The sequence below is a fragment of the Kocuria himachalensis genome (assembly GCF_054784195.1).
This window is the reverse complement of sequence record NZ_BAAGPL010000005.1, coordinates 187,010-211,178: the sequence shown is the minus strand read 5'-3', so window position 1 is coordinate 211,178 and position 24,169 is coordinate 187,010. Positions and strand designations below refer to the sequence as shown.

Sequence of the window (24,169 nt, the reverse complement as noted above, 5' to 3'; positions counted from 1 at the left end):
CGCCGGGTGGTCGCCGTGCGGAGCAGCCGGGGGTCGCGCTCGACCGGGCCGGCGGATCAGGAGAGGGAGTCCTGGATCTCGCCGATCATGGCCGGGAAGTTGTCCAGGCCGAAGCCGACCAGGTACCAGCTCGCGCTGTCCACGTAGGTGATCCGGTCCTGCTGCGCCGCGGAGGTGCCGTTGACGAGCTCGTTGTCGAGCACCTGCTGGGCGGCCTCGCCGCCGGACTGGCCGATGGCGGTGTCGCGGTCCAGGACGAAGAGGTGGTCGGGGTCCGCGGCGGCGATCGCCTCGAAGGAGACGGCCTCGCCGTGGGTGCCCTCGGCCTGGACGTCGGCGGCGGACTCGAAGCCCAGCAGGTCGAAGACGATGTTGCCGAAGCGCGAGTTCGGGCCGTAGGCGTTGACCTCGCCGGCGCTGGTCAGCACGAACATCGCGGTGCCGGCCTCGGCGGTGCGGGCCTTCGTCTCCTCGACCTGCTCCTCGATGGCGGCCAGCCGCTCCTCGACCTCGGTCTCCTTGCCGAAGATCTCGCCGAGCGTCCGGGACTGGTCGGTGAAGGAGTTCAGCGCGTCGGTCTGGTCGAGCGAGAGGTCCACGGTGGGGGCGATCTCGGCGAGCTCGTCGTAGAAGTCGGCGGTGCGCCCCGAGATGATGATCAGGTCCGGGGCGGCCTCGGCGACGGCCTCCAGGTCCGGCTCCTTCATGGACCCCGCGTTGACGTACTCGTCCGACCCGTACTCGGAGAACTGCTCCGGCAGGCTGCCGCCCTTCGGCAGGCCCTGGACGTCCTCGTCCAGCGCCTGCATCGAGTCGAGGACCCCGAGGTCGAACGTGATCACGTTCTGCGGGTCCACGGGGACGTCCGTGGTGCCCTGCGCGTGCTCCACGCTGACGGTCTCCGCCGAGGCGGCGCTCGGCGAGCCCTCCTCGGTGGTCGCCGCGCCGGAGGTCGAGCAGCCCGCGAGGGCCAGGGCCGAGACGGCGGCCAGCAGGGCGGTGGAGCGGTGTCGGAGAGTGCGGTTCATGGTCTTCCTTCGTGCAGGGGGCGCCGGCGTGCTCCGGGGCGGAGGACACCGGCGGGGTCCGGTGGGCGCGACGAACCCGCACACCGGTGTGCGGGGACGACGGGGAGGGCACCGCTGCTCGGCCGAGGTAAGGGTTGCCTTACCGCTCAACCTAGAGGGTCGTGCGGGCGTGAGGCAAATCATTGGCGAACACCGGCGTGACGTAATTCGTTCAGCGCCGTTCCCGGCCGCCCCGCCCATTGGCACTCGCCTTGACCGACTGCCAGCCCCCTCCTACAGTTGGCCTTGGCACTCTCCGGGTGAGGGTGCTAAGGGCCAGGCGATCGACCGGCACCGCGACGGCGGTCGGTGCGCCGACCGGCCCGAAGCCCGACGGCGGGCTCCGCCCGCGGTCGCCCACCGTTTTCCACCCCTACAGACAAGGAGAGATCGTGTCGGTCTCCATCAAGCCTCTCGAGGATCGCATCGTCGTCCAGCCGCTCGCCGCTGAGCAGACCACCGCGTCCGGTCTCGTCATCCCGGACACCGCCAAGGAGAAGCCCCAGGAGGGCAAGGTTCTGGCCGTCGGTCCCGGTCGTGTCGACGACTCCGGCAACCGCATCCCGGTCGACGTCAAGGAGGGCGACGTCGTGATCTTCTCCAAGTACGGCGGGACCGAGGTCAAGTACAACGGCGAGGAGTACCTGGTGCTCCCGGCCCGCGACGTGCTCGCCGTCGTCGAGAAGTAGACCGGGCCGCACCGACCCGGCGCAGACCGCGCAGTCCTGACGAAGGGTGCCCGCCGCACGCCCCGCTGTTCCGGCGGGCCCGCGGCGGGCACCCTTCGCCGATCCAGATCCCCGACATCCGCTGGCGACCCCAGCCACCCCAGAAGGAGCTCTTCGCCCATGGCCAAGCAGCTGGCGTTCGACGACGCCGCCCGCAAGTCCCTCGAGAACGGCGTCAACAAGCTCGCCGACACCGTCAAGGTCACCCTCGGCCCGCGCGGGCGCAACGTGGTGCTCGACAAGAAGTGGGGCGCCCCCACCATCACCAACGACGGCGTGACCATCGCCCGCGAGGTCGAGCTCGACGACCCGTACGAGAACCTCGGGGCCCAGCTCGCCAAGGAGGTGGCGACCAAGACCAACGACGTCGCCGGCGACGGCACCACCACCGCCACCGTGCTCGCCCAGGCCCTGGTCAAGGAGGGCCTGCGCAACGTGGCCGCCGGGGCCGACCCGCTGAGCCTCAAGCGCGGCATCGAGAAGGCCGTCGAGGCCGTCTCCGAGCGCCTGCTCGAGAACGCCCGCCCCGTGGAGGGCGCCAACGTCGCCCACGTGGCGACCATCTCGGCGCAGGACCCGGCGATCGGCGAGCTCATCGCCCGGGCCTTCGAGACCGTCGGCAAGGACGGCGTCATCACGATCGAGGACGGCTCGAGCACCGAGGTCGAGCTCGACGTCACCGAGGGCATGCAGTTCGACAAGGGCTACCTGTCCCCGTCCTTCGTGACCGACGCCGAGCGCCAGGAAGCGGTCATGGAGAACTCCCTGGTGCTGCTGTACCAGGGCAAGATCTCCTCCGTCCCGGAGCTCATGCCCGTGCTGGAGAAGGTCCTCCAGGCCAAGAAGCCGCTGACCATCATCGCCGAGGACGTCGAGGGCGAGGCCCTGTCCACCCTGGTGGTCAACAAATTGCGCGGCACCCTCGACGTCGTGGCCCTCAAGGCCCCCGGCTTCGGCGACCGCCGCAAGGCGATCCTGCAGGACCTCGCCGTCCTCACCGGTGGCCAGCTCATCACCAGCGAACTGGGCATCAGCCTCGACCAGGTCACGCTGGAGCAGCTGGGCACCGCCCGCCGCGTCACGGTCACCAAGAACACGACCACCCTGGTCGACGGCGGCGGCACCCAGGCCGAGATCGAGGACCGGGTCGCCACGATCCGCGCCGAGGCCGAGCGCAGCGACTCCGAGTGGGACCGCGAGAAGCTGCAGGAGCGCCTCGCCCGCCTGGCCGGCGGCGTCTCCGTGATCAAGGTCGGCGCGGCCACCGAGGTGGAGGCGAAGGAGCGCAAGCACCGCATCGAGGACGCCGTGTCCTCGACGCGCGCGGCCCTCGAGCAGGGCATCGTCTCCGGCGGCGGCACCGCCCTCGTGCAGGCCGCGAAGGTCCTCGACGAGTCCGACCTCGGGCTCACCGGCGACGCCGCGACCGCCCTCGGCATCGTCCGCCGCGCCCTCCGGCAGCCGCTGTACTGGATCGCCCAGAACGCCGGCCAGGACGGGGCCGTGGTGGCCTCCCGCGTGGCCGAGCTCGAGGCCGGCCACGGCTACGACGCCGCCACCGGCGAGTACGTCGAGATGGTCGGCGCGGGCATCATCGACCCGGTCAAGGTCACCCGCTCGGCGCTGCAGAACGCCGCGTCCATCGCGGCGCTCGTGCTGACCACCGAGACGCTCGTGACGGACAAGCCCGCCGACGACGACGGGCACAGCCACCAGCACTGACCGACAGCACCGACCCGGCTCGCCCTCGGACCCGTCCCACCACCGGTGGGGCGGGTCCGTCGCCGTCCCGGGGTGCGCACCGTGACCTCCGGTAGAGTGCGGGGGTCCGCCCGACCACTGCCGCGCCCCCAGCGGCACGGTGTTCCCAGGAGATGCCCATGACGACCCTCGGTGAGCAGAGCACGCCCGCCGGTGTCGAGCCGGCCACGGCCCGGCGGGTGGCCCGGTACGCCGGGTTCCGCCCCGAGGTGCAGGGGCTGCGGTTCGTCGCGGTGCTGCTCGTGGTGGTCTACCACGTCTTCCTGGACCGGGTGTCCGGGGGCGTGGACGTCTTCCTGCTGATCTCGGCGTTCTTCCTGACCCTGTCCTTCGTGCGCAAGCTCGAGGCGGGGCGCCCGCTGGCGCTGGGACGGTACTGGCTGCACGTGTTCAAGCGGCTGCTGCCCCTGGCGGTGCTCACCGTCCTGGCCACCCTGGTGCTGGCGTGGTGGTTCTTCCCGGAGGCGCGGATCGACCGGGTCCGCACGGAGGCCCTGGCCTCGGTGTTCTACGTGGAGAACTGGGCGCTGGCGCTGGCCCAGGTGGACTACTACGCGGCCGACGACTCCACGGCCTCCCCGTTCCAGCACTTCTGGTCCCTGTCGGTGCAGGGACAGGTGTTCCTGCTGTGGCCGCTGGTGTTCGGGGCGGCGTGGCTGGTGTGCCGGAGCGGGCGGTGGCGGCCGGTGCCGGTGCTGGCCGTGTGCTTCGGGCTGATCTTCGCGGTCTCCCTCGCGTGGTCGGTGCACACGACCGCCACGGACCAGGCGTTCGCCTACTTCGACACCCGGGCCCGGCTGTGGGAGTTCGCCCTGGGCTCGCTGCTGGCTCTGGCGGTGCCGTACCTGCACCCGCCGCGGGCGATGCGCGTGGCGCTGGGCTGGGCCGGGATGGCCAGCATGGTCTCGGTCGGGGTGCTGATCGACGTGCAGGGCGCCTTCCCGGGATGGATCGCGCTGTGGCCGCTGCTCTCGGCGGCGGCGGTCATCGTCGCCGGACAGTCCGGCTCCCCGTTCGGCCTGGACCGGCTCCTGGCCTCCCGGCCGCTGGTGCGGCTGGGGGACGCCTCGTACGCGCTGTACCTGGTGCACTGGCCGCTGCTGATCACCTACCTGGTGCTGCGGGACCGGCCGGTGGCCGGTCCGCGGTCGGGGGTCGTGATCATCCTGGTCTCCCTGGTGCTGGCGGTGGCCGCCACGAAGCTGGTGGAGCGCCCGTTCCAGCGGTGGGCGTGGCCCGAGCGGGACAAGCGGCGGCTGGCGGTGTCCGTGGCGGTGAGCCTGGCGCTGGTCGCGGTGCCGGTGCTGGTGTGGCAGCAGGCCGACGCGCGGCGGGCGGCGGTGCTGGCGGAGCAGGCCGCCCGCAACAATCCGGGGGCCGCGGTGCTGGAGCCGGGCTTCGAGTTCCGGGGCGACCCGGACGCCCCGACCCTGCCCCTGGCCTCCGCGCTGGGCGACGAGTGGGTGGGACTGCCCGAGCCCTGCTCCGGGGCGTTCGCCCCCGAGCAGGAGGTCCTCGAGCAGTACTGCCGCCAGAGCCCGGCCCTGCCGGATCCCGAGCGCACGATCGCGGTGGTCGGCAACTCCCACATGGAGCAGTTCATGGGCGCGGTGATCCCCCTCGCGGAGGAGCGCAACTGGCAGCTCGTCGCCGTGCTGCAGCCGGGCTGCGCCTTCGCGGTGCGCCCGGAGGGGGACGCGTGCCACGCGGGCAACGACGCGGCGATCGAGTACGTGGAGCGGCTCGCGCCGGACGCGGTCATGACGACCTCGACCTACGCGGCCCGGATGGACGGCCCCGCCGAGGCCCTGGTCGGCGGGTTCCCGGAACTGGTCGACCGCCTCACGGGCCAGGGCATCGACGTCGTCGGCTTCCGGGACAACCCCCGGTTCGACTTCAACCCCTACGAGTGCGCCGAGCGCCACGGCCAGGACGCCGAGCAGTGCCGCGTCCCCGTCGAGCAGGTCCTGGCCCCCGTCAACCCGGCCGACGCCCTCCAGGACCGGAACGGCTTCGCCTCGCTCGACCTCACCGACCTCATCTGCCCGGAGGGACTGTGCCGCCCCGTGGTGGGCAACGTGCACGTCTTCTTCGACCCGCACCACCTCACGTGGACCTACGCGCGGACGATGGCGCCGGCCCTCGAGACGCGGCTCCCCGGCACGCTGCTCCAGGAGGTGCCCTCGTGAGCACGGTGCAGGCCGGTGCCCCGCGTCCGGGGCCGGGGGCCCCGTCCGCGGACGGCCCCGGAGGCGTCGATGCGGCCACGGCCCGGCGGGTGGCCCGGTACTCCGGGTTCCGCCCCGAGGTGCAGGGGCTGCGGTTCGTCGCGGTGCTGCTCGTGGTGGTCTACCACGTCTTCCTCGGCCGGGTCTCCGGCGGCGTGGACGTCTTCCTGCTGATCTCGGCGTTCTTCCTGACTCTGTCCTTCGTGCGCAAGCTCGAGGCGGGGCGCCCGCTGGCGCTGGGACGGTACTGGCTGCACGTGTTCAAGCGGCTGCTGCCCCTGGCGGTGCTCACCATCCTCGGCACCCTCGTCCTGGTGGCCGCCGTCTACCCCGGCTCCGACGCCGGGCAGTGGCGGTCCGAGGCGCTGGCCTCGGTGTTCTACGCGGAGAACTGGGCGCTGGCGCTGAGCGCCGTCGACTACTACGCCGCCGACCACTCGACCGCGTCGCCGTTCCAGCACTTCTGGTCCCTGTCCGTGCAGGGACAGGTGTTCCTGCTGTGGCCGCTGATCTTCGCCGCCACCTGGCTCCTCACGCGGCGGGGGACCCTCCGGCCCGTCCCCGTCCTGGTCGCGATGTTCGGCGCCGTGTTCCTGGCCTCCCTGGCGTGGTCGGTGCACAGCACGGCGGCGCAGCAGGAGTTCGCCTACTTCGACACCCGCACCCGGCTGTGGGAGTTCGCCCTCGGATCGCTGCTCGCCCTCGCCCTGCCGTACCTGAGGCCGCCGCGGACCGCCCGAGTGGCCCTGGGCTGGCTGGGGCTGGCCAGCATGGTCTCGGTGGGCGTGCTCGTCGACGTGCAGGGGGCGTTCCCCGGGTGGATCGCGCTGTGGCCGCTGCTCTCGGCGGCCGCGATCATCGTGGCCGGCCGGACCGGGTCCCCGTTCGGGCTGGACCGGATCCTCGCCTCGGCGCCCCTGGTGCGGCTGGGGGACTCCGCCTACGCCCTCTACCTCATCCACTGGCCGGTGCTGATCACCTACCTCGTGCTGCGCGACCGGCCCATGGCCGGGCCCCGCTCCGGGGTGGTGATCATCCTCGTGTCCCTGGTGCTCGCGGTGCTGGCCACCCGGCTGGTCGAGGACCGGTTCAAGGCCTGGGCGTGGCCGGAGCGGAACAAGCGGCGCCTCGCCGGGGTCGTGGTGCTCTGCCTCGCCCTGGTCGCCGCTCCCGTGCTCGCCTGGCAGCACGTGGAGGACCGGCGTGCCGACCGGATCCAGTCCGAGGCCGTCCGCAACAACCCCGGGGCCGCCGTCCTCGAGCCCGGCTTCGAGTTCCGCGGCGACCCGGACGCCCCGACCCTGCCCCTGCCGGAGGACCTGCCGAGACAGCCCGCCTCCCTCGGCGAGGCCTGCCCCGAGGACCTCGCCCTGCCGGAGGAGCTCCGCCGCTTCTGCCACGAGAGCGTCGCGCAGGCGGCCCCCGAGCGGACGGTGCTCGTGCTCGGCAACAGCCACCTGCAGCACTGGCTCCCCGCGCTGCGGCCCCTCGCGGAGGCCGAGCGGTGGCGGGTGCTGACCTGGATCCAGCCGGGCTGCTTCTACGCCGCCGCCGAGGACCAGCCGGGCTCGGAGAGCTGCCGGGCCTGGTTCGAGGGCGCCGAGCAGATGATCGGCACGGCCGACCCCGACCTCGTCGTGGTCCAGTCGACGTTCACGGACCAGGAGAGGGAGTTCCTCCGGCCCGGCCTGGAGCAGCGGATCCGCGAGCTCACCGACCGCGGGATCCCCGTCGTCGGGATCCGCGACACCCCCCGCTTCCCGGAGGCGCCGGCCGAGTGCGCAGTGCTGAACGGGGAGGACGACCCCCGGTGCACCTTCACGCACCCCATGGTGGGCACGCCCGATCCCGCGCTGCCGCTCGCCCGCGAGCTGCCGCTCTACTCGACCCTGGACCTCACCGACCTGATCTGCCCGGCGGGGCAGTGCCCGCCGGTCGTCGGCAACGTCTACGTGTACTGGGACGACGACCACCTCAGCCGGGTGTACTCGCAGAGCGCCGCCCCGGTCTTCGGCGAGCGGTTCCGGGAGGCCCTCAGCACGGACGGCCTCCGGCCCTGACCAGCACCCGGCCGCGGCGCCGGGACCCGCCGTGGGCACCGCCCCGCGCCGCCGTGCAGCCGTGCCGTGCGGCGCCGTCCGCGCCGGGACGCCCCCTGCCTCGGCGCCGCAGCACGGCGCCCCGTGCCTCGGCGCCGCAGCACGGCGCCCCGTGGGCGGGTGCCCCGCGCCGCGCCGGTCGTGCGATAAGGTCACGACGGGCCTTCCCCCGGCCCCGCCCCTCGTTCTTCCCCCTCGTTGTCCCCCTCGTTCTTCCCCCTCCGTTCGTCCTCCCCCCGTTCCCCCCTCCCGGCGCCGCCCCGCGGCCGCGCCGGGGACGCTCCCCCCTGGAGGTGCCCCGTGGCCACCGTGCACGCCACCGCTCCGCAACCGTCCACCGGGACCTCCGCAGGCGAGGACGCGGCGCAGCGGCGGGGAGGCCGGTACTCCGGGTTCCGCCCCGAGGTGCAGGGGCTGCGGGCGGTGGCGGTGCTGCTCGTGGTGGTCTACCACGTCTTCCTCGGCCGGGTCTCCGGCGGCGTGGACGTCTTCCTGCTGATCTCGGCGTTCTTCCTGACCCTGTCCTTCGTGCGCAAGCTCGAGGCGGGACGGCCCCTGGCGCTGGGACGGTACTGGCTGCACGTGTTCAAGCGGCTGCTGCCCCTGGCGGTGCTCACCATCCTGGCCACCCTGGTGCTGGTGGAGCTGTTCTACCCGGGCTACGACGCCGGGCAGTGGCGCTCCGAGGCGCTGGCCTCGGTGTTCTACGCGGAGAACTGGGCGCTGGCGCTGAGCGCCGTCGACTACTACGCCGCCGACCACTCGACCGCGTCGCCGTTCCAGCACTTCTGGTCCCTGTCCGTGCAGGGACAGGTGTTCCTGCTGTGGCCGCTGGTGTTCGGGGCGGCGTGGCTGATCGCGCGGAGGACCCGGTGGAGCCCCGTGCCGGTGCTGGCGGTGATCTTCGGGCTGGTCTTCGCGGCCTCCTTGGCGTGGTCGGTGCACAGCACGGCGGCGCAGCAGGAGTTCGCCTACTTCGACACCCGCACCCGGCTGTGGGAGTTCGCCCTCGGATCGCTGCTGGCCCTGGCCGTGCCCTGGATCCGGCCCGGCCGCAGGGGGCGCGTGGCACTCGGCTGGGCCGGGCTGCTGAGCATGGTCTCGGTGGGCGTGCTCGTCGACGTGCAGGGGGCGTTCCCCGGGTGGATCGCGCTGTGGCCGCTGCTCTCGGCGGCGGCGATCATCGTGGCCGGGCAGTCCGGGTCGCGCTTCGGCCTGGACCGGATCCTCGCCTCGGCGCCCCTGGTGCGGCTGGGGGACTCCGCCTACGCCCTCTACCTCATCCACTGGCCGGTGCTGATCACCTACCTCGTGCTGCGCGACCGGCCCATGGCCGGTCCCCGCTCCGGAGCGGCCATCGTCCTGGTCTGCCTGGTGCTCGCGGTGCTCGTCACCCGGCTGGTCGAGGACCCGCTCAAGCGCTGGGCCTGGCCCGAGCGGAGCCGGCTGCGGCTGGCCGCCGTGATCGTCGTGTGCCTCGCGGCGGTCGCGGTCCCCGTGACCGCGGCCCGGGTGGCCGAGGAGCGGCGGGCCCTCGAGATCTCCGCCGCCGCCGACCGCAACAACCCCGGGGCGGCCGCCCTGCTGCCGGGCTTCCGGTACCAGGGCGACCCGGACGCCGAGACCATCCCCGTGATCACCGGGGAGCCGTACGCCAAGCCGTCGCTCGGCGAGCCCTGCCCGCCCGGCACGGGGATCGACGAGCGCTTCCAGCAGTGGTGCTTCGACACCGTCCCGAACCCCGAGCCCTCCGCCACGATGCTGGTCATCGGCAACAGCCACGTGCACCAGTGGATCCCGGCCGTCGAGCTCCTGGCCGAGCGCAACGACTGGCGCGTGGTCACCTACATCCGCGGCAACTGCCTGTACGCCCTGCCGGAGGAGCAGGTGGCCGACCACGAGGCGTGCGCCCGCTGGCTCGAGGGCACCGACCCCGTGGTGGAGGCCGTGGGCCCGGACCTGGTGCTGGTGCAGGGCACCCGCAGCACGGACGAGGACCAGGAGCAGTTCACCCCCGGGATGGAGCAGCGCATCCGCGGGCTGGCGGAGCGCGGCATCCAGGTGGTCGGGCTGCGTGACAACGCCCGGTTCGACTTCGTCCCCGCACGCTGCGCCGCGGACCACGGGGCCGACGCCGCCGAGTGCACCGCCTCCCACGTGATCCTGGGCCCGGACAGCCCGCTGGCCCCGGTGGCCGAGCTGCCGCGGGTCACGATGGTCGACATGGGAGACCTCATCTGCCCGGACGGCACCTGCGCCCCGGTCGTCGGCAACGTGTTCACGTACTGGGACAACAACCACCTCACCGTCGAGTACGTCCGGACCCTGGCGCCCCTGTTCGCGGAACGGGTCGAGGAGGCCCTGCTCGCGGACGGGGCCGGGTTCCCCGTCGGGTCGTGAGAGCGGCCACAGCCGTCCGCCGGCCGGGGCCCGGCCCGTAGAATGGGTGCGACTCCCTCGAAGCTGAAAGGCCCCACCGTGTCGGATACCGCCGTCCCCACCGCCCTGTCCGAGGACCCCTTCGGGTTCACCGGCCTGACCTACGACGACGTCCTGCTGCTGCCCGGCAACACGGACGTCATCCCGTCCGAGGCGTCGACGCGCACCCGCCTGTCCCGGCGCATCAGCCTGGAGGTTCCGTTGCTGTCCGCCGCCATGGACACCGTCACCGAGTCCTCGATGGCGATCGCGATGGCCCGCCAGGGCGGCATCGGGGTGATCCACCGCAACCTCTCGATCCAGGACCAGGCCGAGCACGTGGACCGGGTGAAGCGCAGCGAGTCCGGGATGATCACCGACCCCGTGACCATCTCCCCGGAGGCGACCCTCGAGGAGCTGGACCGGCTCTGCGGCTACTACCGGGTGTCCGGCCTGCCCGTCGTGGACGCCGAGCAGAAGCTGCTGGGCATCATCACCAACCGCGACACCCGGTACCTGCCGGAGAGCGAGTTCCCGCGGCGACGGGTGCACGAGATCATGACGCCGATGCCGCTGATCACCGGCAAGGTCGGGATGGCGAAGGACGACGCCCACCAGCTGCTGGCGACCAACAAGATCGAGAAGCTGCCGCTCGTCGACGACGACGGCCGGCTCACGGGCCTGATCACGATCAAGGACTTCACCAAGGCCGAGCAGTACCCCCACGCCACCAAGGACGACGAGGGCCGGCTGCGCGTCGGCGCCGCCGTCGGCTTCTTCGGCGACGGCTTCGAGCGGGCCATGACCCTCGTCGAGGCCGGCGTGGACGCCCTGTTCATCGACACCGCCAACGGGCACTCCCAGGGCGTGCTGGACATGATCGCCCGGCTCAAGGCGGAGACCGCCGCCGCGCACGTCGACGTCATCGGCGGGCAGGCGGCCACCCGCCACGGCGCACAGGCCATCGTCGACGCCGGCGCGGACGCCGTGAAGGTGGGCGTGGGCCCCGGCTCGATCTGCACCACCCGCATCATCGCCGGCGTGGGCGTCCCCCAGATCACCGCCGTCAACGAGGCGGCGAAGGCGGCGATCCCGGCGGGCGTGCCCCTGATCGCCGACGGCGGCCTGCAGTACTCCGGCGACATCGGCAAGGCACTCGTGGCCGGCGCGGACTCCGTGATGGTCGGGTCCCTGCTCGCCGGCTGCGACGAGTCGCCGGGCGAGCTGATCTTCGTCAACGGCAAGCAGTTCAAGACCTACCGAGGAATGGGCTCCCTGGGGGCCATGCAGTCCCGCGGCAAGAACACCTCCTACTCCAAGGACCGCTACTTCCAGGCGGACGTCGCCAGCGACGAGAAGCTCATCCCCGAGGGCATCGAGGGCCAGGTCCCGTACCGCGGCCCGCTCTCGGCCGTGGTCCACCAGCTCGACGGCGGCCTGCGCCAGACGATGTTCTACGTGGGCGCCCACAGCGTCGAGGAGCTCAAGCACCAGGGCCGGTTCGTGCGCATCACGCCGGCCGGGCTCAAGGAGTCCCACCCGCACGACATCACGATGACCGTCGAGGCACCCAACTACCAGCGCTGAGCGACCGTCCGCAGCACCGTTCGGAAAGGACACCATGAGCTACGACATCGAGATCGGCCGCTCCAAACGCGCCCGCCGCACCTTCTCCCTGGACGAGATCGCCCTCGTCCCGTCGCGCCGCACGCGCGATCCCCGGGACGTGTCCACGGACTGGCAGATCGACGCCTACCGGTTCTCCATCCCCTTCCTGGGCGCCCCGATGGACTCGGCGACGTCCCCGGAGACGGCCATCGCCCTCGGCCGGGCCGGAGGACTGGGCGTGCTGGACCTCGAGGGGCTGTGGACCCGCTACGAGGACCCGCAGCCGGTGCTCGACGAGATCGCGGCGCTCTCCGGCGAGGACGCCCCGGCCTCCACGCGCCGGATGCAGGAGCTCTACGAGGCGCCCGTCCAGCCGGAGCTGATCACGGCCCGGCTGGCGCAGATCCGGGAGGCGGGCGTCATCGTCGCGGGGTCCCTGACGCCGCAGCGCACGGTGGAGCACTACCGCACCGTCCTGGACGCCGGCGTGGACGTCTTCGTGATCCGCGGGACCACGGTCTCCGCCGAGCACGTCTCCCGCAACCAGGAGCCGCTGGACCTCAAGAAGTTCATCTACGACCTCGACGTCCCGGTCATCGTGGGCGGCGCCGCGGGCTACACGCCCGCGCTGCACCTCATGCGCACGGGCGCGGCCGGCGTGCTCGTCGGCTTCGGCGGCGGCGCGTCCATGCGGATCCAGAACACGCTGGGGATCCACGCGGCCATGGCCACGGCGATCTCCGACGTCGCGGCCGCCCGCCGGGACTACCTCGACGAGTCCGGCGGGCGCTACGTCCACGTCATCGCCGACGGCGGCGTGGGGGTCTCCGGGGACGTCGTCAAGGCGCTCGCCATGGGCGCGGACGCCGTGATGCTCGGCACCGCGCTGGCCCGCACCGAGGAGGCGCCCGGACAGGGCTGGCACTGGGGCGCGGAGGCGCACCACGGGCAGCTGCCGCGCGGGCTCCGCACCCGCGTGGGCACCGTGGGCCCCCTGGAGGAGGTCCTCTTCGGGCCCTCCCGCCACGTGGACGGCACGTCCAACCTCGTGGGCGCGCTGCGCCGCTCGATGGCCACCACCGGGTACCTGGAGCTCAAGGAGTTCCAGCGCGCCGAGGTGGTCATCCGCGGCTGACCCGCGACCGGTCCGCGCGGGGCCCGTGCCGCCGCGCCGGCGCGGCACGGGCCCCGCGCGGAACTGGCGAACGCCCAGGAAGGCGCACTAGCCTTGTCGGGTGCTCACGACCGCCCTGCGCCCCCGCTCGATCCTCGCCCTGATCGTGAGTCTCGGGCTGGCCGTCGGTTTCGTGCTGCTGAGCCAGTGGCAGCTCGAGTCGAGCGAGCAGTCCCGCACCGTCGCGGACCCGGCGAAGGACGTGGCCGTCCCGCTCACCGAGGCCGTCGAGGCCGGTGCCCCCGTGACCGCCGCGCAGGCCGACCAGCTCGTCACCGTCACCGGCGACTACCGGGACGGGTCCACCGTGCTGGTGCCCGGCCGGCTGCAGGACGGGGCGGAGGGCTGGTGGGCCGTCACCGCCCTCACCGTCCCGGGCAGCCAGGAGCTGTGGCCGGACGGCGGCGGCGAGCTCACCCTCGCGGTGGCCCGCGGCTGGACCGCCGACCCCGCGTCCGTGCCCGAGGAGCCGGCGGGCGCCGTCGACGTCGTCGGCCGGTACCTGCCCGCCGAGGGCCCGGTGCCCGGCGAGGAGCTGCCCGCGGGCCAGGTGGGCACCGTGTCCCCGGCGCAGCTCACCAACCTCTGGGACGCCCCGCTGTGGTCCGGGTACCTGGCCGCCTTCGCCGAGAACCCCGCCGCCGCGCCGTTCCCGCTCGCCGAGGACGGGACCCTCGCCCCGGACGCCGCGCTGCTGGGCCCGGAGCTGTCCCGGCTCGACATCGACCAGCAGCCCACGGACGAGTCCGTGAACCTGCTCAACCTCTTCTACGCGGTCGAGTGGGTCGTCTTCGCCGGGTTCGCCCTCTACATCTGGTGGCGGTTCGTGCGCGACGAGTGGCAGCGCGAGCAGAACCCCGAGGAGTACTTCTACTTCGAGGGGGAGTACTACTACGACGAGGCCGGCGGACGCTACTACTACTACGACCCCGAGGCGGGGGAGTACTACTGGTTCGACGACCAGCCCGGAGCCCGGGCGGGCGAGACCAGCACCCACGACAGGACCCAGGACAGGACCGGAGCCCACCATGACTGAACCCACCCACCCCACCCCCTCCCCGGCGCCCTCGCCGAAGGAGCGCACCGACGGGGTGCGGGTCTCCCTCCCGCCGGAGGCCCGCCCCGCGGAGGCGGCATCCCCGGGCCGCGCCCCCCGCCGGACGGCCGCCCTGCAACCGCGCCGCCGCTTCGGGGGCACCGAGGCCCAGATCCGCGGCGCCCTGGGCTTCTACATGGTCTGCGCCTGGATCTCCGGGACCTTCCTGCTGCTGCTCGTGGCCGAGATGATCACCCGCTACGGCCTGGGCTACGACCTGATCGCGGGCGGCACCGACCGGGCCACGGGGCAGACCGTGGCACTCGGCTGGCAGGACCTCGAGCTCGAGAACCTCGCGGGCGGGGTCAACATCTCCACGTGGATCCTCATCGTGCACGGCTGGTTCTACGTGGTGTACCTCATCTCCTGCTTCCGGATCTGGACGCTCATGCGCTGGCCCTTCCCCCAGCTCGTGGTCATGGCCCTGGGCGGCGTGGTGCCGTTCCTGTCCTTCGTGGTGGAGCGCAAGATCCACGCCTCCACCACCGCCGAGCTGCGCGCCCACCCGAAGGCCGCGAAGCGGTACTGAGCCCGTCCCGCGCCTGGCCTAGGATGGAGGGCGTGACCGAAACAGCTGAGACCCGCACCGATCTGGAGCAGCGCCCGGTCCTGGTGGTCGACTACGGCGCGCAGTACGCGCAGCTGATCGCCCGCCGGGTCCGCGAGGCCAGTGTCTATTCCGAGATCGTTCCCCACACCTGGTCGACCGAGCAGATCCTCGCCAAGAACCCGGCGGCGATCATCCTCTCGGGCGGCCCCTCCTCCGTCTACGCCGAGGACGCGCCGCAGCAGGACGCGGCGCTGTTCGAGGCCGGGGTGCCCGTCCTGGGCATCTGCTACGGCTTCCAGGCCATGGCGCAGGCCCTCGGCGGGACCGTCGCGCACACCGGCGCCCGCGAGTACGGGGCGACCACCGCCACCGCCGTCGGCGGCCCCTCGGCCTCCATCCTGGAGGGCTCCCCGGGCACCCAGACCGTGTGGATGAGCCACGGCGACTCCGTCGTCGAGGCCCCCGCCGGCTTCGAGGTCCTCGCCTCCACGGAGACCACCCCGGTGGCCGCGTTCGCCGACGACACCCGCCGGCTCTACGGCGTGCAGTGGCACCCGGAGGTCAAGCACTCCGTGCACGGGCAGCAGGTGCTCGAGCACTTCCTGTTCGACGGCGCGCAGGTCGAGCCCACCTGGTCGACCGGCAACATCATCGAGGAGCACGTCCAGCGGATCCGCGAGCAGGTCGGCTCCGCGTCCGTGATCTGCGGGCTCTCCGGCGGCGTGGACTCCGCCGTGGCCGCGGCCCTGGTCCAGCGCGCCGTGGGCGACCAGCTCACGTGCGTGTTCGTGGACCACGGGCTGCTGCGCGAGGGCGAGGCCGAGCAGGTCGAGCAGGACTTCGTCGCCGCGACCGGCGTCAACCTCTACGTGGCCGAGGAGAAGGAGCGCTTCCTCACCGCGCTCGCCGGCGTCACCGACCCCGAGCAGAAGCGCAAGATCATCGGCCGGGAGTTCATCCGCTCCTTCGAGGCCGCCGCGGAGGAGGTCGCCAAGAACGCCGCCCAGGAGGGCGAGCCCGTGCGCTTCCTCGTCCAGGGCACCCTCTACCCCGACGTCGTGGAGTCCGGCGGCGGGGAGGGCGCCGCCAACATCAAGAGCCACCACAACGTCGGCGGGCTGCCCGAGGACCTGCAGTTCGAGCTGGTCGAGCCGCTGCGCACCCTGTTCAAGGACGAGGTCCGCGCGGTGGGCCGCGAGCTCGGCCTGCCGCACGAGATCGTCGGCCGCCAGCCGTTCCCCGGCCCCGGGCTCGGCATCCGCATCATCGGGGAGGTCACCGAGGCGAACCTCGCGGTCCTGCGCCGGGCCGACGCCATCGCCCGCGAGGAGCTGACCCGCGCCGGGCTCGACGACGAGGTCTGGCAGATGCCGGTCGTGCTCCTGGCGGACGTGCGCTCGGTCGGCGTGCAGGGCGACGGCCGCACGTACGGGCACCCCATCGTGCTGAGACCCGTCTCGAGCGAGGACGCGATGACCGCGGACTGGTCCCGCCTGCCCTACGATCTGCTGGCCCGCGTCTCCAACCGCATCACCAACGAGGTCGAAGAGGTCAACCGGGTGGTCCTGGACGTCACGTCCAAGCCCCCGGGCACCATCGAGTGGGAGTAGGCCCGGGGGCGGGCCCAGAGCCCGCCCCGCACGGGCGGAACACGAGCAGCCGGGGTCGAGCGGTCCGCACGGACCGCTCGACCCGTGCGTGAGCGCTGCCCGGCCCCCGGGCCGAGGCGCAGGAGGAGAACCATGTCGATCGGAGCCGACCGCACCCCCCAGGAGTCGGACACCTCCCGGGCGCAGCCCCCGCGCGTCTCGCTGCAGCCCTGGACCCGCCAGATGGACGCCTACACCGGCCCGGACACGCTGCTGGACTTCAACCAGGTCGACAACGTGTGCATCGACCTCACGGACACGAACTCCTCGGGCCAGGCGCAGCTGCTCATGGGCCGCCCCACCCGCCTGTCCACGATCGTGCACGACCCCGAGGCCTACGGGCACGCCGCCCGCGCCGCCCGGTCCCTGCGCACCAAGATCCACGAGCTGTCGGTCAACCACGGGCTGGACGCCGCGTACCTCGCCGCCGGCACCGCGTCCTGGCTCGCCCGGCCCAGGGGCTCGGACCCGACCGGCGCCGGCCAGCGCCGCTGGATCGCCCCCGTCCTGCTCGCGCCCCTCGCCCTGAAGCCGCGCCCGGACCTCGACGACTTCGAGCTCCAGCTCGTCGGCCCCGCCCGGCTCAACCCCGCCATGGTCCGCCGGCTGGCCGCGGACCACGGCGTGGACCTGACCTCCGGCGAGCTCGCCCGGCTCGCCTACGGCACCCGGCGGCTCGACCCGGCCCCCGCCCTCGAGACGCTGCGCACCCTCGCCGGGGCGGTGCCCGGGATGCACGTCGAGCACAAGCTGCTCGTCTCCACGTTCGCCGATCTGCACGACCGCCCCGCCGACCTGTCGGTCGTGGCCCGCACCGCGGTGGTGCGGGACCTCGCCCGGCTCAAGGACTCCGCGGTCGGCCGGATCCCCCAGGTCGAGGAGATCACGGACGACGCACCCCCGCTGGACCAGCGCGACCCCGCCGACGAGCTGCTGCTGCTCGACGCCGACGGCCCCCAGCAGGAGGTCCTCGACCTCGCCGCGCGAGGACACTCCTTCGTGGTGACCGCAGCCCCCGGCACCGGTCAGCTGGACACCGCCGTGAACACGGTGGGCACCCTCGTGGCGGCCGGCCGGACCGTCCTGGTCCTGGGCGAGCGGCGCACCACGCTCGCCGCGTTCGGGCGGCGGATGGACGGGCTGGGCCTGGGCACCGCCGTCCTGCCGCTGTCCTCCCAGCTCAGCGACGCCGACGTGGCCCAGCAGGTCGTCCGGGCGGTGGCCCGCAACGAGCGCGCCGAGCGCCCCGACCTCGCCGAGCTGCACGAGACGCTGCGCACCAGCCGGGACCAGCTCGCCGAGCACGTGCGGTCCCTGCACACCGTCCGGCCGCGGTGGTCCGTCTCCCCGTACCGGGCCGTGCAGGCGCTCGCCGAGCTGACCTCCCGCCGGCCGGCGCCCGCCACGGCCGTGCGCTTCCCGCGCTCGGTGCTCGACGCCGTCACGGCACGGGGCGACGTCGTCGCCCGGCTCGAGCGCGCCGCCGAGCTCGGGGCCTTCGACGCCGGGACCCTGGAGGGGCCCTGGACCGGGGCGCGCCTGGTCAACGAGGACGAGGCCCGGCAGGCGCACCGGCTCGCCCAGTCCCTGCTGCTGGAGCTGACCACCCTCGAGACCGGGATGCGGCACGTCCTGGCCACCAGCGGGCTGCGCGCCGGCACGACCGTGCCCGAGTGGGGCCGGCAGCTGCGGCTGCTGCAGGAGGTCCAGGACTCCCTCACCCGCTTCACCCCCGACATCTTCGACCGGCCCGTGACGGACCTGGTCGCCGCGACCGCCGGGTCCGGCTGGCGGCGGGAGCACGGGATCGAGATGACCGGGCTGCAGCGCTCCCGGCTGCGCAAGGCGGCGAAGGAGTACATCCGGCACGGGGTGCACCTCTCGGACCTGCACAGCGCCCTGCTGCGCGTGCAGTCGGAGCGGGAGCGGTGGCGGGAGTGGGCCACCTCGTCCAAGCACCCGGTCGTCTCCGAGCGGGTCGAGGAGCTCGCGGCGGTGCAGGCCCGCTTCGTGGAGGACCTCGAGGGCCTGGCCATCGCCCTCGAGGGCACGCCCACCGGTGACGACCTCCTGGGACAGCCGATCGACCGGCTGCGCGAGACCCTGGACGAGCTCATCAACGACGAGGAGAACCTCGCCGTGCTGCCGGAGCGCACCGTCCTGCTCGACGAGCTGCGCGGCCAGGGCCTCGGCGAGCTCGTGGACGACCTCGTCCGGCGGACCGTGCCCCGCGCGGAGGTCCCCGGGGAGTTCGACCTCGCCTGGTGGCAGTCCACGCTCGAGGCCATGATCACCGGGGACGACTTCCTGGCGATGCCCGAGGGCCACACCCTGCGCAAGGTGGAGTCCGTGTTCCGCCGCGCCGACGCCGCGCACGTGGCCTCCGGCGCCGGCCGCCTCCTGTGGGAGCTCGCCGACCGCTGGCAGCGCACCGTGCGGCGCTCCCCGCGCGCGGCGGCCGCCCTGCGCCGGATGCTCCGGGCCGGCGCCGCCCCGCTCGAGGAGGTCAGCGCCTCCGCGGGCGAGCTGATCGGCTCGCTGGTGCCCGTCTGGACGGCCAGTCCGCTGGTGCTCTCCGCGGCGCTGCCCGAGGACCACGACTTCGACGCCGTGGTGGTGCTGGACGCCGAGAGCTCCCCGCTCGCGGCGGTGCTGCCGGCGCTGACCCGGTGCCGGCAGGTCATCGCGTTCGGGGACCCGCACCTGGGCCGGCCGCAGCCGTTCACGGTGGCGCCGACCGCGGTCCCCGCCCCGGGTGCCCAGCCGGTGGTCGAGGTGGACAGCGCCTTCGACGCCCTCTCCCGCGTGGTGCCGGAACGGACGCTGCGGACCGTGTACCGGTCCATGGACGAGCAGGTCTTCCGCCACCTCAACGAGCAGTTCTACGGCGGACGGCTGAGCAGGCTCCCGCACGGCGAGTCCGTCGCCGGGGCCACCCCCGTCCTCGACGTCGAGTACGTCCCGGACGGCGTGGGCGCCCTGACCGCCGGGATCGAGGGCATCCAGGCGCCCGCCGCCGAGGTGCGGCGCGTCGTGGAGATCGTCTTCGAGCACGCGGCACGCCACCCTCGCCGGTCCCTGGCCGTGGTCACGGCCAGCGCCGTGCACGCCGCCCGGATCGCGCAGGCCGTCCGGCAGCGGATGCGCGAGGAGCCCGCTGCCGCGGCCTTCTTCGCCCCGGGCCCCGAGTCCTTCCGGGTGGTCGATCTGCACCGGGCGGCGGGCATCGTGCGGGACACCGTCATCTTCTCGCTGGGCTTCGGCAAGACGGCCAACGGGCGGACCGTGCCGTACCTCGGCGCGCTGTCCGAGCGGCACGGCCGCCAGCACTTCGTGCTCGGCATGACCCGGGCCCGCCACACCACCCGCATCGTGACCTCCCTGCACCCGGGGGAGATGGAGGGCAAGGGCCTTCAGCACGGCGCCCGGGACTTCGCCCGCGTGCTCGCCGCGCACCTCGGCGGTCCGCCCCCGGAGGAGGCGGGCGCCCGGGACACCCACGACGACGCCCTGGTGGTCGACCTCGCCCGCCGGCTCGTGGAGCGCGGGGCCTCGGTGCGGCTGGACTACGCGGGCGTCCTCGACCTGGTCGCGTGGGCCGGCACGGAGTCGCTGTCCGCGGGGGCCGTGGTGCCGGGCCGCGCCCGCGACGAGGACCGGCCGCTGCGGATCCCCGTGGCCGGGCAGTCCGACGGGTCGGCGGAGAACGCCGCCCTGTCCGTGCGGGAGCGCTCGCGGCTGCGGCCCCAGCAGCTCGAGCGCACCGGCTGGAACTACCTCACGCTGTGGACCATCGAGGTCTTCACCGACCCGGACACCGTCGCCGAGCTGATCCGGCGCTATCTCGGCCTGCCCGGCGGCGGCGGCGCGGGCGGCACCGGTGCCGGCTGAGCCGGGCCGCCCGTCCGCGGGGGCACCCGTGCCGGCCGAGCCGGGCCGTGCGCCCGCCGGGGCACCCGTGCCCGCTGAGCAGGATGGCACACCCGGGCCGGATGTGCCCGCGGCCCCGCGCTCCCGCAGGCGGGGGCCGCGGCGGGCCACCGGGGGCACGTTCACCGGGGCGGAGCCGCGCCTGCCGGGCCTGGACGGACCGGCGCCCGGGACGGACGAGGACGCCGTGGACGGGGCCGGGGAACGGGCGCACGAGGAGTGGCTCAGGGCGCAGCGGCCTCCGCACTGGGACTGACGGGCGCCGGGACGAGGACCACGGTGGTGCGCCCGGTGCCGCCGGTGCCCGCGAGCTGCGCGGCGCCCTCGTGCGGGGCCCCCACCACCATCAGTCCCTCCTCCTCGGACGCCGCGGGTCCCGCGAGCAGCCCGCCGTCCCCGCCGGGCCCGCCGGAGGAGACCCACAGCACGGGCAGGCCCCGCCCCAGGACCTGGCGGTCGCCCGGCGCCGCGCCGTCGGGCAGGTGGACGACGTCCACGTGGTCGCCCGCGCGCACGTGCCGCAGCACGCCGGGATCGTCGATGCGCAGCGTCACCGCCGTGACGCCCTCGGCCTGCCCCGTCAGCAGGCCCGGTCCCACGAGCGCCGTCTCCGTCAGCGGCTGCCCGGGGCCCGCGGCGCCCGCGAGGACGCGCCCGGCCAGCTCCGCGGGATCGGCGACGGCGCCCTCCGGCGCCAGCCCGTGCGGATAGGCCGCCACCGCGAGCTGCTCCGGGGAGACCACGGTGCCCGCGGGCAGCGCTCCGGCGGCGGTCACCACCGGCACCGTCCGGGTCTGGGGCGGTCCGAGCCGCAGGACCACCAGGCCCACGGCGAGGCCGAGGAGCAGCACGGCCACCAGCCGGCGGCGCCGGGACAGCACCGAGCGCAGGTGCAGGGACAGCGGGTAGCGGCGTCGGACGGTCCGGGGGCGTCGGCTCATGCGCCGCACGCTACGGGCCGGACGTCCCTGACCCGAGTGCGCCGGGGCCGCTGGGGGAGGGGCGGGAGCCGGCGCCCGGGACGACCCTCCTGTGCAGTCCGGACGCCGGGGCGGCGTCCGGGGACCGGCTCAGTCGGAGGACCCACCCGCGGTCGTGGAGGCGGACGACGAGGAGGAGGCGCCCGCGCCCGCGGTCGCCGGGGCCGCGGTCTTCGTGGCCGTCGCCGCCGGCGCGGTCCCGGCGGCGGCGGCCGTGGACGCGCCCGAGTCCGCGCCGGCGGAACGCGAGTCGTTGCGGTAGAAGCCGGAGCCCTTGAACACCACGCCCACCGTGTTGAACTTCTTGCGCAGGCCCCCGTCGCACTCCGGGCAGACGGTCAGGGCGTCCTCGCTGAACGACTGGCGGATGTCGAACGCGTGACCGCAGTCCTTGCAGGCGTAGGCGTAGACGGGCATGGGTCCTCCTGGGAAGGGTCGACGAGTGCGCTCGCTGGCACTCGAAGGGGTCGACTGCCGATTCTACCGCGTTCCCGGCGCCGGGCCGGCGGACCCGTCCAGGCGCACGGTCCCGTTCTCCGTGAGAGCCAGCGGCACGGGTGCGTCGAGCTCCTCGACCGGCACGGTCCCGGCCGGGAGGACCTCGTCGGCGAAGACGCACACCGCGGTGCGCAGCTCCGGGTGCGCCGTGCGCGGCAGCGTGGCGAGGAAGCGGTCGTAGTAGCCGCCGCCGAAGCCCAGCCGCGCGCCGTCGGGCGCCACGGCGAGGGCGGGCACCAGCAGCAGACCCACCGCGTGCATCACCTCGGGGCCGTGCCGGGCGCCGACGGGCTCGCGCAGCCCGCCGGCGCCGCCGGTCCGCACGGCCGTGCCCGGCGTCCACCGCGCCCACGAGAGCCGGCGCCCGGGCTCGCACACGGGCACCCAGATCCGGTGGCCGCGGTGGTGGGCAGTGACGAGGGCGGGCTCGAGGGGCGGTTCCGTGGCCAGCGGGAGGTACGCGGCGACGTCGAGGTGCGGGCGGTCGGCCAGCAGTTCCGCGAGGTGCCGGTCGAACGCGACGGCGGCGTGCTCCCGGGCGGCCCGGGAACGCCGTGCACGGGCCGCCATCAGCTCCCGGCGCAACCGGGCCTTCGCCTCGGCGGGGCCACGGGGGTCGGTCATCGTCGTGTCCGCTCCTGTCCGGCGATCGGGTGCGGGGGAGGCGCCCCGGACGCGCCGGCCCTCCCGGGCCGGTGGTGCGAGGCTAGCCGCGGACTACCGCGGCGGGCAACCGTGCCCGGCCGGGAATCCGCTGGCCCGCGCCCCCGATCCGTTAGCCTGTGCCCATGAGTGGAAACAGCAACCCCCGGACGGTCCGGAAGGCCGTCATCCCCGCCGCCGGGCTCGGCACCCGGTTCCTGCCCGCGACGAAGGCCATGCCCAAGGAGATGCTGCCGGTCGTGGACCGCCCGGCCATCCAGTACGTGGTCCAGGAGGCGGTCGACGCCGGCCTCCAGGACGTCCTGATGATCACCGGGCGCTCGAAGCGGGCCCTGGAGGACCACTTCGACCGCGTGCCGGCCCTGGAGCACCAGCTCGAGGAGTCCGGCAAGACCGAGCTGCTCCGGGAGGTCGAGCACGCCTCCGAGCTCGGCGAGATCCACTACCTGCGCCAGGCGGACCCCAAGGGCTTGGGCCATGCGGTGCTGCGGGCGAAGATCCACATCGGTGACGAGCCCTTCGCGGTGCTGCTGGGCGACGACCTGATCGACGCCCGCGACGACCTGCTCACCGAGATGATCGCGGTGCAGGAGCGCACCGGCGGCTCCGTCGTGGCGCTCATGGAGGTCCCGCAGGAGCAGATCAGCGCCTACGGCTGCGCCGACGTCACCGCCGTGGCGGGCGAGGAATTCGTGCGGATCAACGGGCTCGTCGAGAAGCCGTCCCCGGAGGAGGCGCCCTCCAACCTGGCGATCATCGGCCGCTACGTGCTGGTGCCGGAGGTCTTCGAGGTGCTCGAGAACACTGCCCCGGGGCGGGGGAACGAGATCCAGCTCACCGATGCGCTGCAGACCCTCGCCCAGCGCGAGGGCGAGGGCGGCGGGGTCTACGGCGTGGTGTTCAAGGGCCGTCGCTACGACACCGGTGACAAGCTCAGCTACCTCAAGGCCAACATCATCCTGGCCTCGGAGCGCGAGGACCTCGGGCCCGAGCTGTGCGAGTGGCTCAGGGAGTACACCCGGACCCTGCCGGTCGGCTGAGAGGCCGCGTTCCCGTGGCCGGACAGTTCCGGTGGCCCGTCACCGTCTCCTGGGGGGACCTCCGGCTGCGCCCGCTGGCTCGGGGGGACCGCCGCGAGTGGGACGTCGTCCGCGCCCGCAACCGGGACTGGCTCGACCCCTGGGAGGCCACGAATCCCGCAGCGGGTGGGGCGCCGCCCACGTTCGGGCAGTTCGTGCGCACCCTCGACCAGCAGGCCCGGCAGGGCACAGCCCTGCCCTTCGTGATCACGGAGCGGGTCCCGGGGACGGAGCGGTTCGGTCTCGTCGGTCAGCTGACCGTCTCCGGGATCTCGTGGGGATCGTTCCTGTCCGCGACCCTGGGCTACTGGGTGGACCGGGACCAGGCGGGGCGCGGCGTGGCTCCCATGGCGGTGGCCATGGCCACCGACTACTGCTTCCAGGGCCTCGGGCTGCACCGGATGGAGATCAACATCCGGCCGGAGAACTCCAAGTCCCTGCGCGTGGTGGAGAAGCTCGGGTTCCGGGACGAAGGGCTGCGCAAGGACTTCCTGCACATCGACGGGCGCTGGACGGACCACCGCAGCTTCGCGCTCACCGCGCCGGAGGCGCCCGAGGGGCTCGTCCGCCGGTTCACGGGATCGGACCGCCCCGCCGTGTGGCAGTGAGCGGACCGGGCGTGTCCACAGGGATACCCACAG

General features: G+C 73.8%; 17 protein-coding genes. 13 read left to right on the top strand and 4 right to left on the bottom strand.

The features are described 5' to 3' along the window. Positions 1 to 56: 56 nt before the first annotated feature. Positions 57 to 1,028 (bottom strand): siderophore ABC transporter substrate-binding protein, encoded by a 972-nt coding sequence (locus ACYVM4_RS04375; protein ID WP_460667747.1) that lies wholly within the window; start codon positions 1,026 to 1,028, stop codon positions 57 to 59. A 431-nt stretch (positions 1,029 to 1,459) separates the two neighbouring features. Here ACYVM4_RS04375 and groES point away from each other — a divergent pair, with 431 nt between their 5' ends. From groES to ACYVM4_RS04320, 11 genes are all read left to right on the top strand, one after another. Continuing rightward, a complete protein-coding gene (gene groES, locus ACYVM4_RS04370; RefSeq protein WP_047801805.1) occupies positions 1,460 to 1,756 on the top strand; it encodes a co-chaperone GroES in 297 nt (98 codons plus the stop codon). A gap of 159 nt (positions 1,757 to 1,915) precedes the next feature. Continuing rightward, a complete protein-coding gene (gene groL / locus ACYVM4_RS04365; protein ID WP_368820363.1) occupies positions 1,916 to 3,517 on the top strand; it encodes a chaperonin GroEL in 1,602 nt (533 codons plus the stop codon). Positions 3,518 to 3,675: 158 nt separating this feature from the next. Continuing rightward, positions 3,676 to 5,745 (top strand): acyltransferase family protein, encoded by a 2,070-nt coding sequence (locus ACYVM4_RS04360; protein WP_460667746.1) that lies wholly within the window; start codon positions 3,676 to 3,678, stop codon positions 5,743 to 5,745. Then, positions 5,742 to 7,844, top strand: coding sequence for an acyltransferase family protein (locus ACYVM4_RS04355; RefSeq protein ID WP_460667745.1), 2,103 nt, complete (start codon positions 5,742 to 5,744; stop codon positions 7,842 to 7,844). Before ACYVM4_RS04360 ends, ACYVM4_RS04355 begins: the two co-directional genes overlap by 4 nt. 339 nt (positions 7,845 to 8,183) lie before the next feature. Beyond that, the gene (locus ACYVM4_RS04350) at positions 8,184 to 10,283 is read left to right on the top strand and encodes an acyltransferase family protein (RefSeq protein ID WP_460667744.1); all 2,100 of its coding nucleotides are present in this window, start codon (positions 8,184 to 8,186) and stop codon (positions 10,281 to 10,283) included. 78 nt (positions 10,284 to 10,361) lie between these two features. Continuing rightward, on the top strand, positions 10,362 to 11,888 hold the full coding sequence (guaB, locus tag ACYVM4_RS04345) for an IMP dehydrogenase (protein ID WP_438612792.1): 1,527 nt from the start codon (positions 10,362 to 10,364) through the stop codon (positions 11,886 to 11,888). Between the two features lie 34 nt (positions 11,889 to 11,922). Continuing rightward, positions 11,923 to 13,044, top strand: coding sequence for a GuaB3 family IMP dehydrogenase-related protein (locus ACYVM4_RS04340; protein WP_368820354.1), 1,122 nt, complete (start codon positions 11,923 to 11,925; stop codon positions 13,042 to 13,044). Between the two features lie 100 nt (positions 13,045 to 13,144). Continuing rightward, positions 13,145 to 14,119: an SURF1 family protein gene (locus ACYVM4_RS04335; protein WP_368820353.1), complete on the top strand. Its 975-nt coding sequence runs from the start codon at positions 13,145 to 13,147 to the stop codon at positions 14,117 to 14,119. Continuing rightward, positions 14,112 to 14,708, top strand: a complete 597-nt coding sequence (locus ACYVM4_RS04330; protein WP_368820352.1) for a DUF3817 domain-containing protein — start codon at positions 14,112 to 14,114, stop codon at positions 14,706 to 14,708. The genes ACYVM4_RS04335 and ACYVM4_RS04330 overlap by 8 nt, the downstream gene beginning before the upstream one ends. Before the next feature lie 23 nt (positions 14,709 to 14,731). Next, positions 14,732 to 16,339: a glutamine-hydrolyzing GMP synthase gene (guaA, locus tag ACYVM4_RS04325; RefSeq protein ID WP_368820351.1), complete on the top strand. Its 1,608-nt coding sequence runs from the start codon at positions 14,732 to 14,734 to the stop codon at positions 16,337 to 16,339. 132 nt (positions 16,340 to 16,471) lie between these two features. Beyond that, positions 16,472 to 20,269 (top strand): hypothetical protein, encoded by a 3,798-nt coding sequence (locus ACYVM4_RS04320; protein WP_460667743.1) that lies wholly within the window; start codon positions 16,472 to 16,474, stop codon positions 20,267 to 20,269. Positions 20,270 to 20,532: 263 nt separating this feature from the next. Here the strand turns inward: ACYVM4_RS04320 and ACYVM4_RS04315 are convergent, their stop codons facing one another. From ACYVM4_RS04315 to ACYVM4_RS04305, 3 genes are all read right to left on the bottom strand, one after another. Beyond that, positions 20,533 to 21,249, bottom strand: a complete 717-nt coding sequence (locus tag ACYVM4_RS04315; RefSeq protein ID WP_460667742.1) for an SAF domain-containing protein — start codon at positions 21,247 to 21,249, stop codon at positions 20,533 to 20,535. Between the two features lie 129 nt (positions 21,250 to 21,378). After that, entirely contained in the window at positions 21,379 to 21,705 is a 327-nt protein-coding gene (locus ACYVM4_RS04310; RefSeq protein WP_368820348.1) for an FmdB family zinc ribbon protein, read from the bottom strand. Between the two features lie 63 nt (positions 21,706 to 21,768). Continuing rightward, a complete protein-coding gene (locus ACYVM4_RS04305; RefSeq protein ID WP_368820347.1) occupies positions 21,769 to 22,410 on the bottom strand; it encodes a 5-formyltetrahydrofolate cyclo-ligase in 642 nt (213 codons plus the stop codon). 164 nt (positions 22,411 to 22,574) lie between these two features. Between ACYVM4_RS04305 and galU the strand changes: the two genes are divergently transcribed. Together galU and ACYVM4_RS04295 are read left to right on the top strand one after the other, a co-directional pair. Next, positions 22,575 to 23,489 (top strand): UTP--glucose-1-phosphate uridylyltransferase GalU, encoded by a 915-nt coding sequence (gene galU, locus ACYVM4_RS04300; RefSeq protein ID WP_460667741.1) that lies wholly within the window; start codon positions 22,575 to 22,577, stop codon positions 23,487 to 23,489. A 14-nt stretch (positions 23,490 to 23,503) separates the two neighbouring features. Beyond that, on the top strand, positions 23,504 to 24,136 hold the full coding sequence (locus ACYVM4_RS04295; RefSeq protein ID WP_368820345.1) for a GNAT family N-acetyltransferase: 633 nt from the start codon (positions 23,504 to 23,506) through the stop codon (positions 24,134 to 24,136). The last annotated feature ends 33 nt before the right edge of the window (positions 24,137 to 24,169 follow it).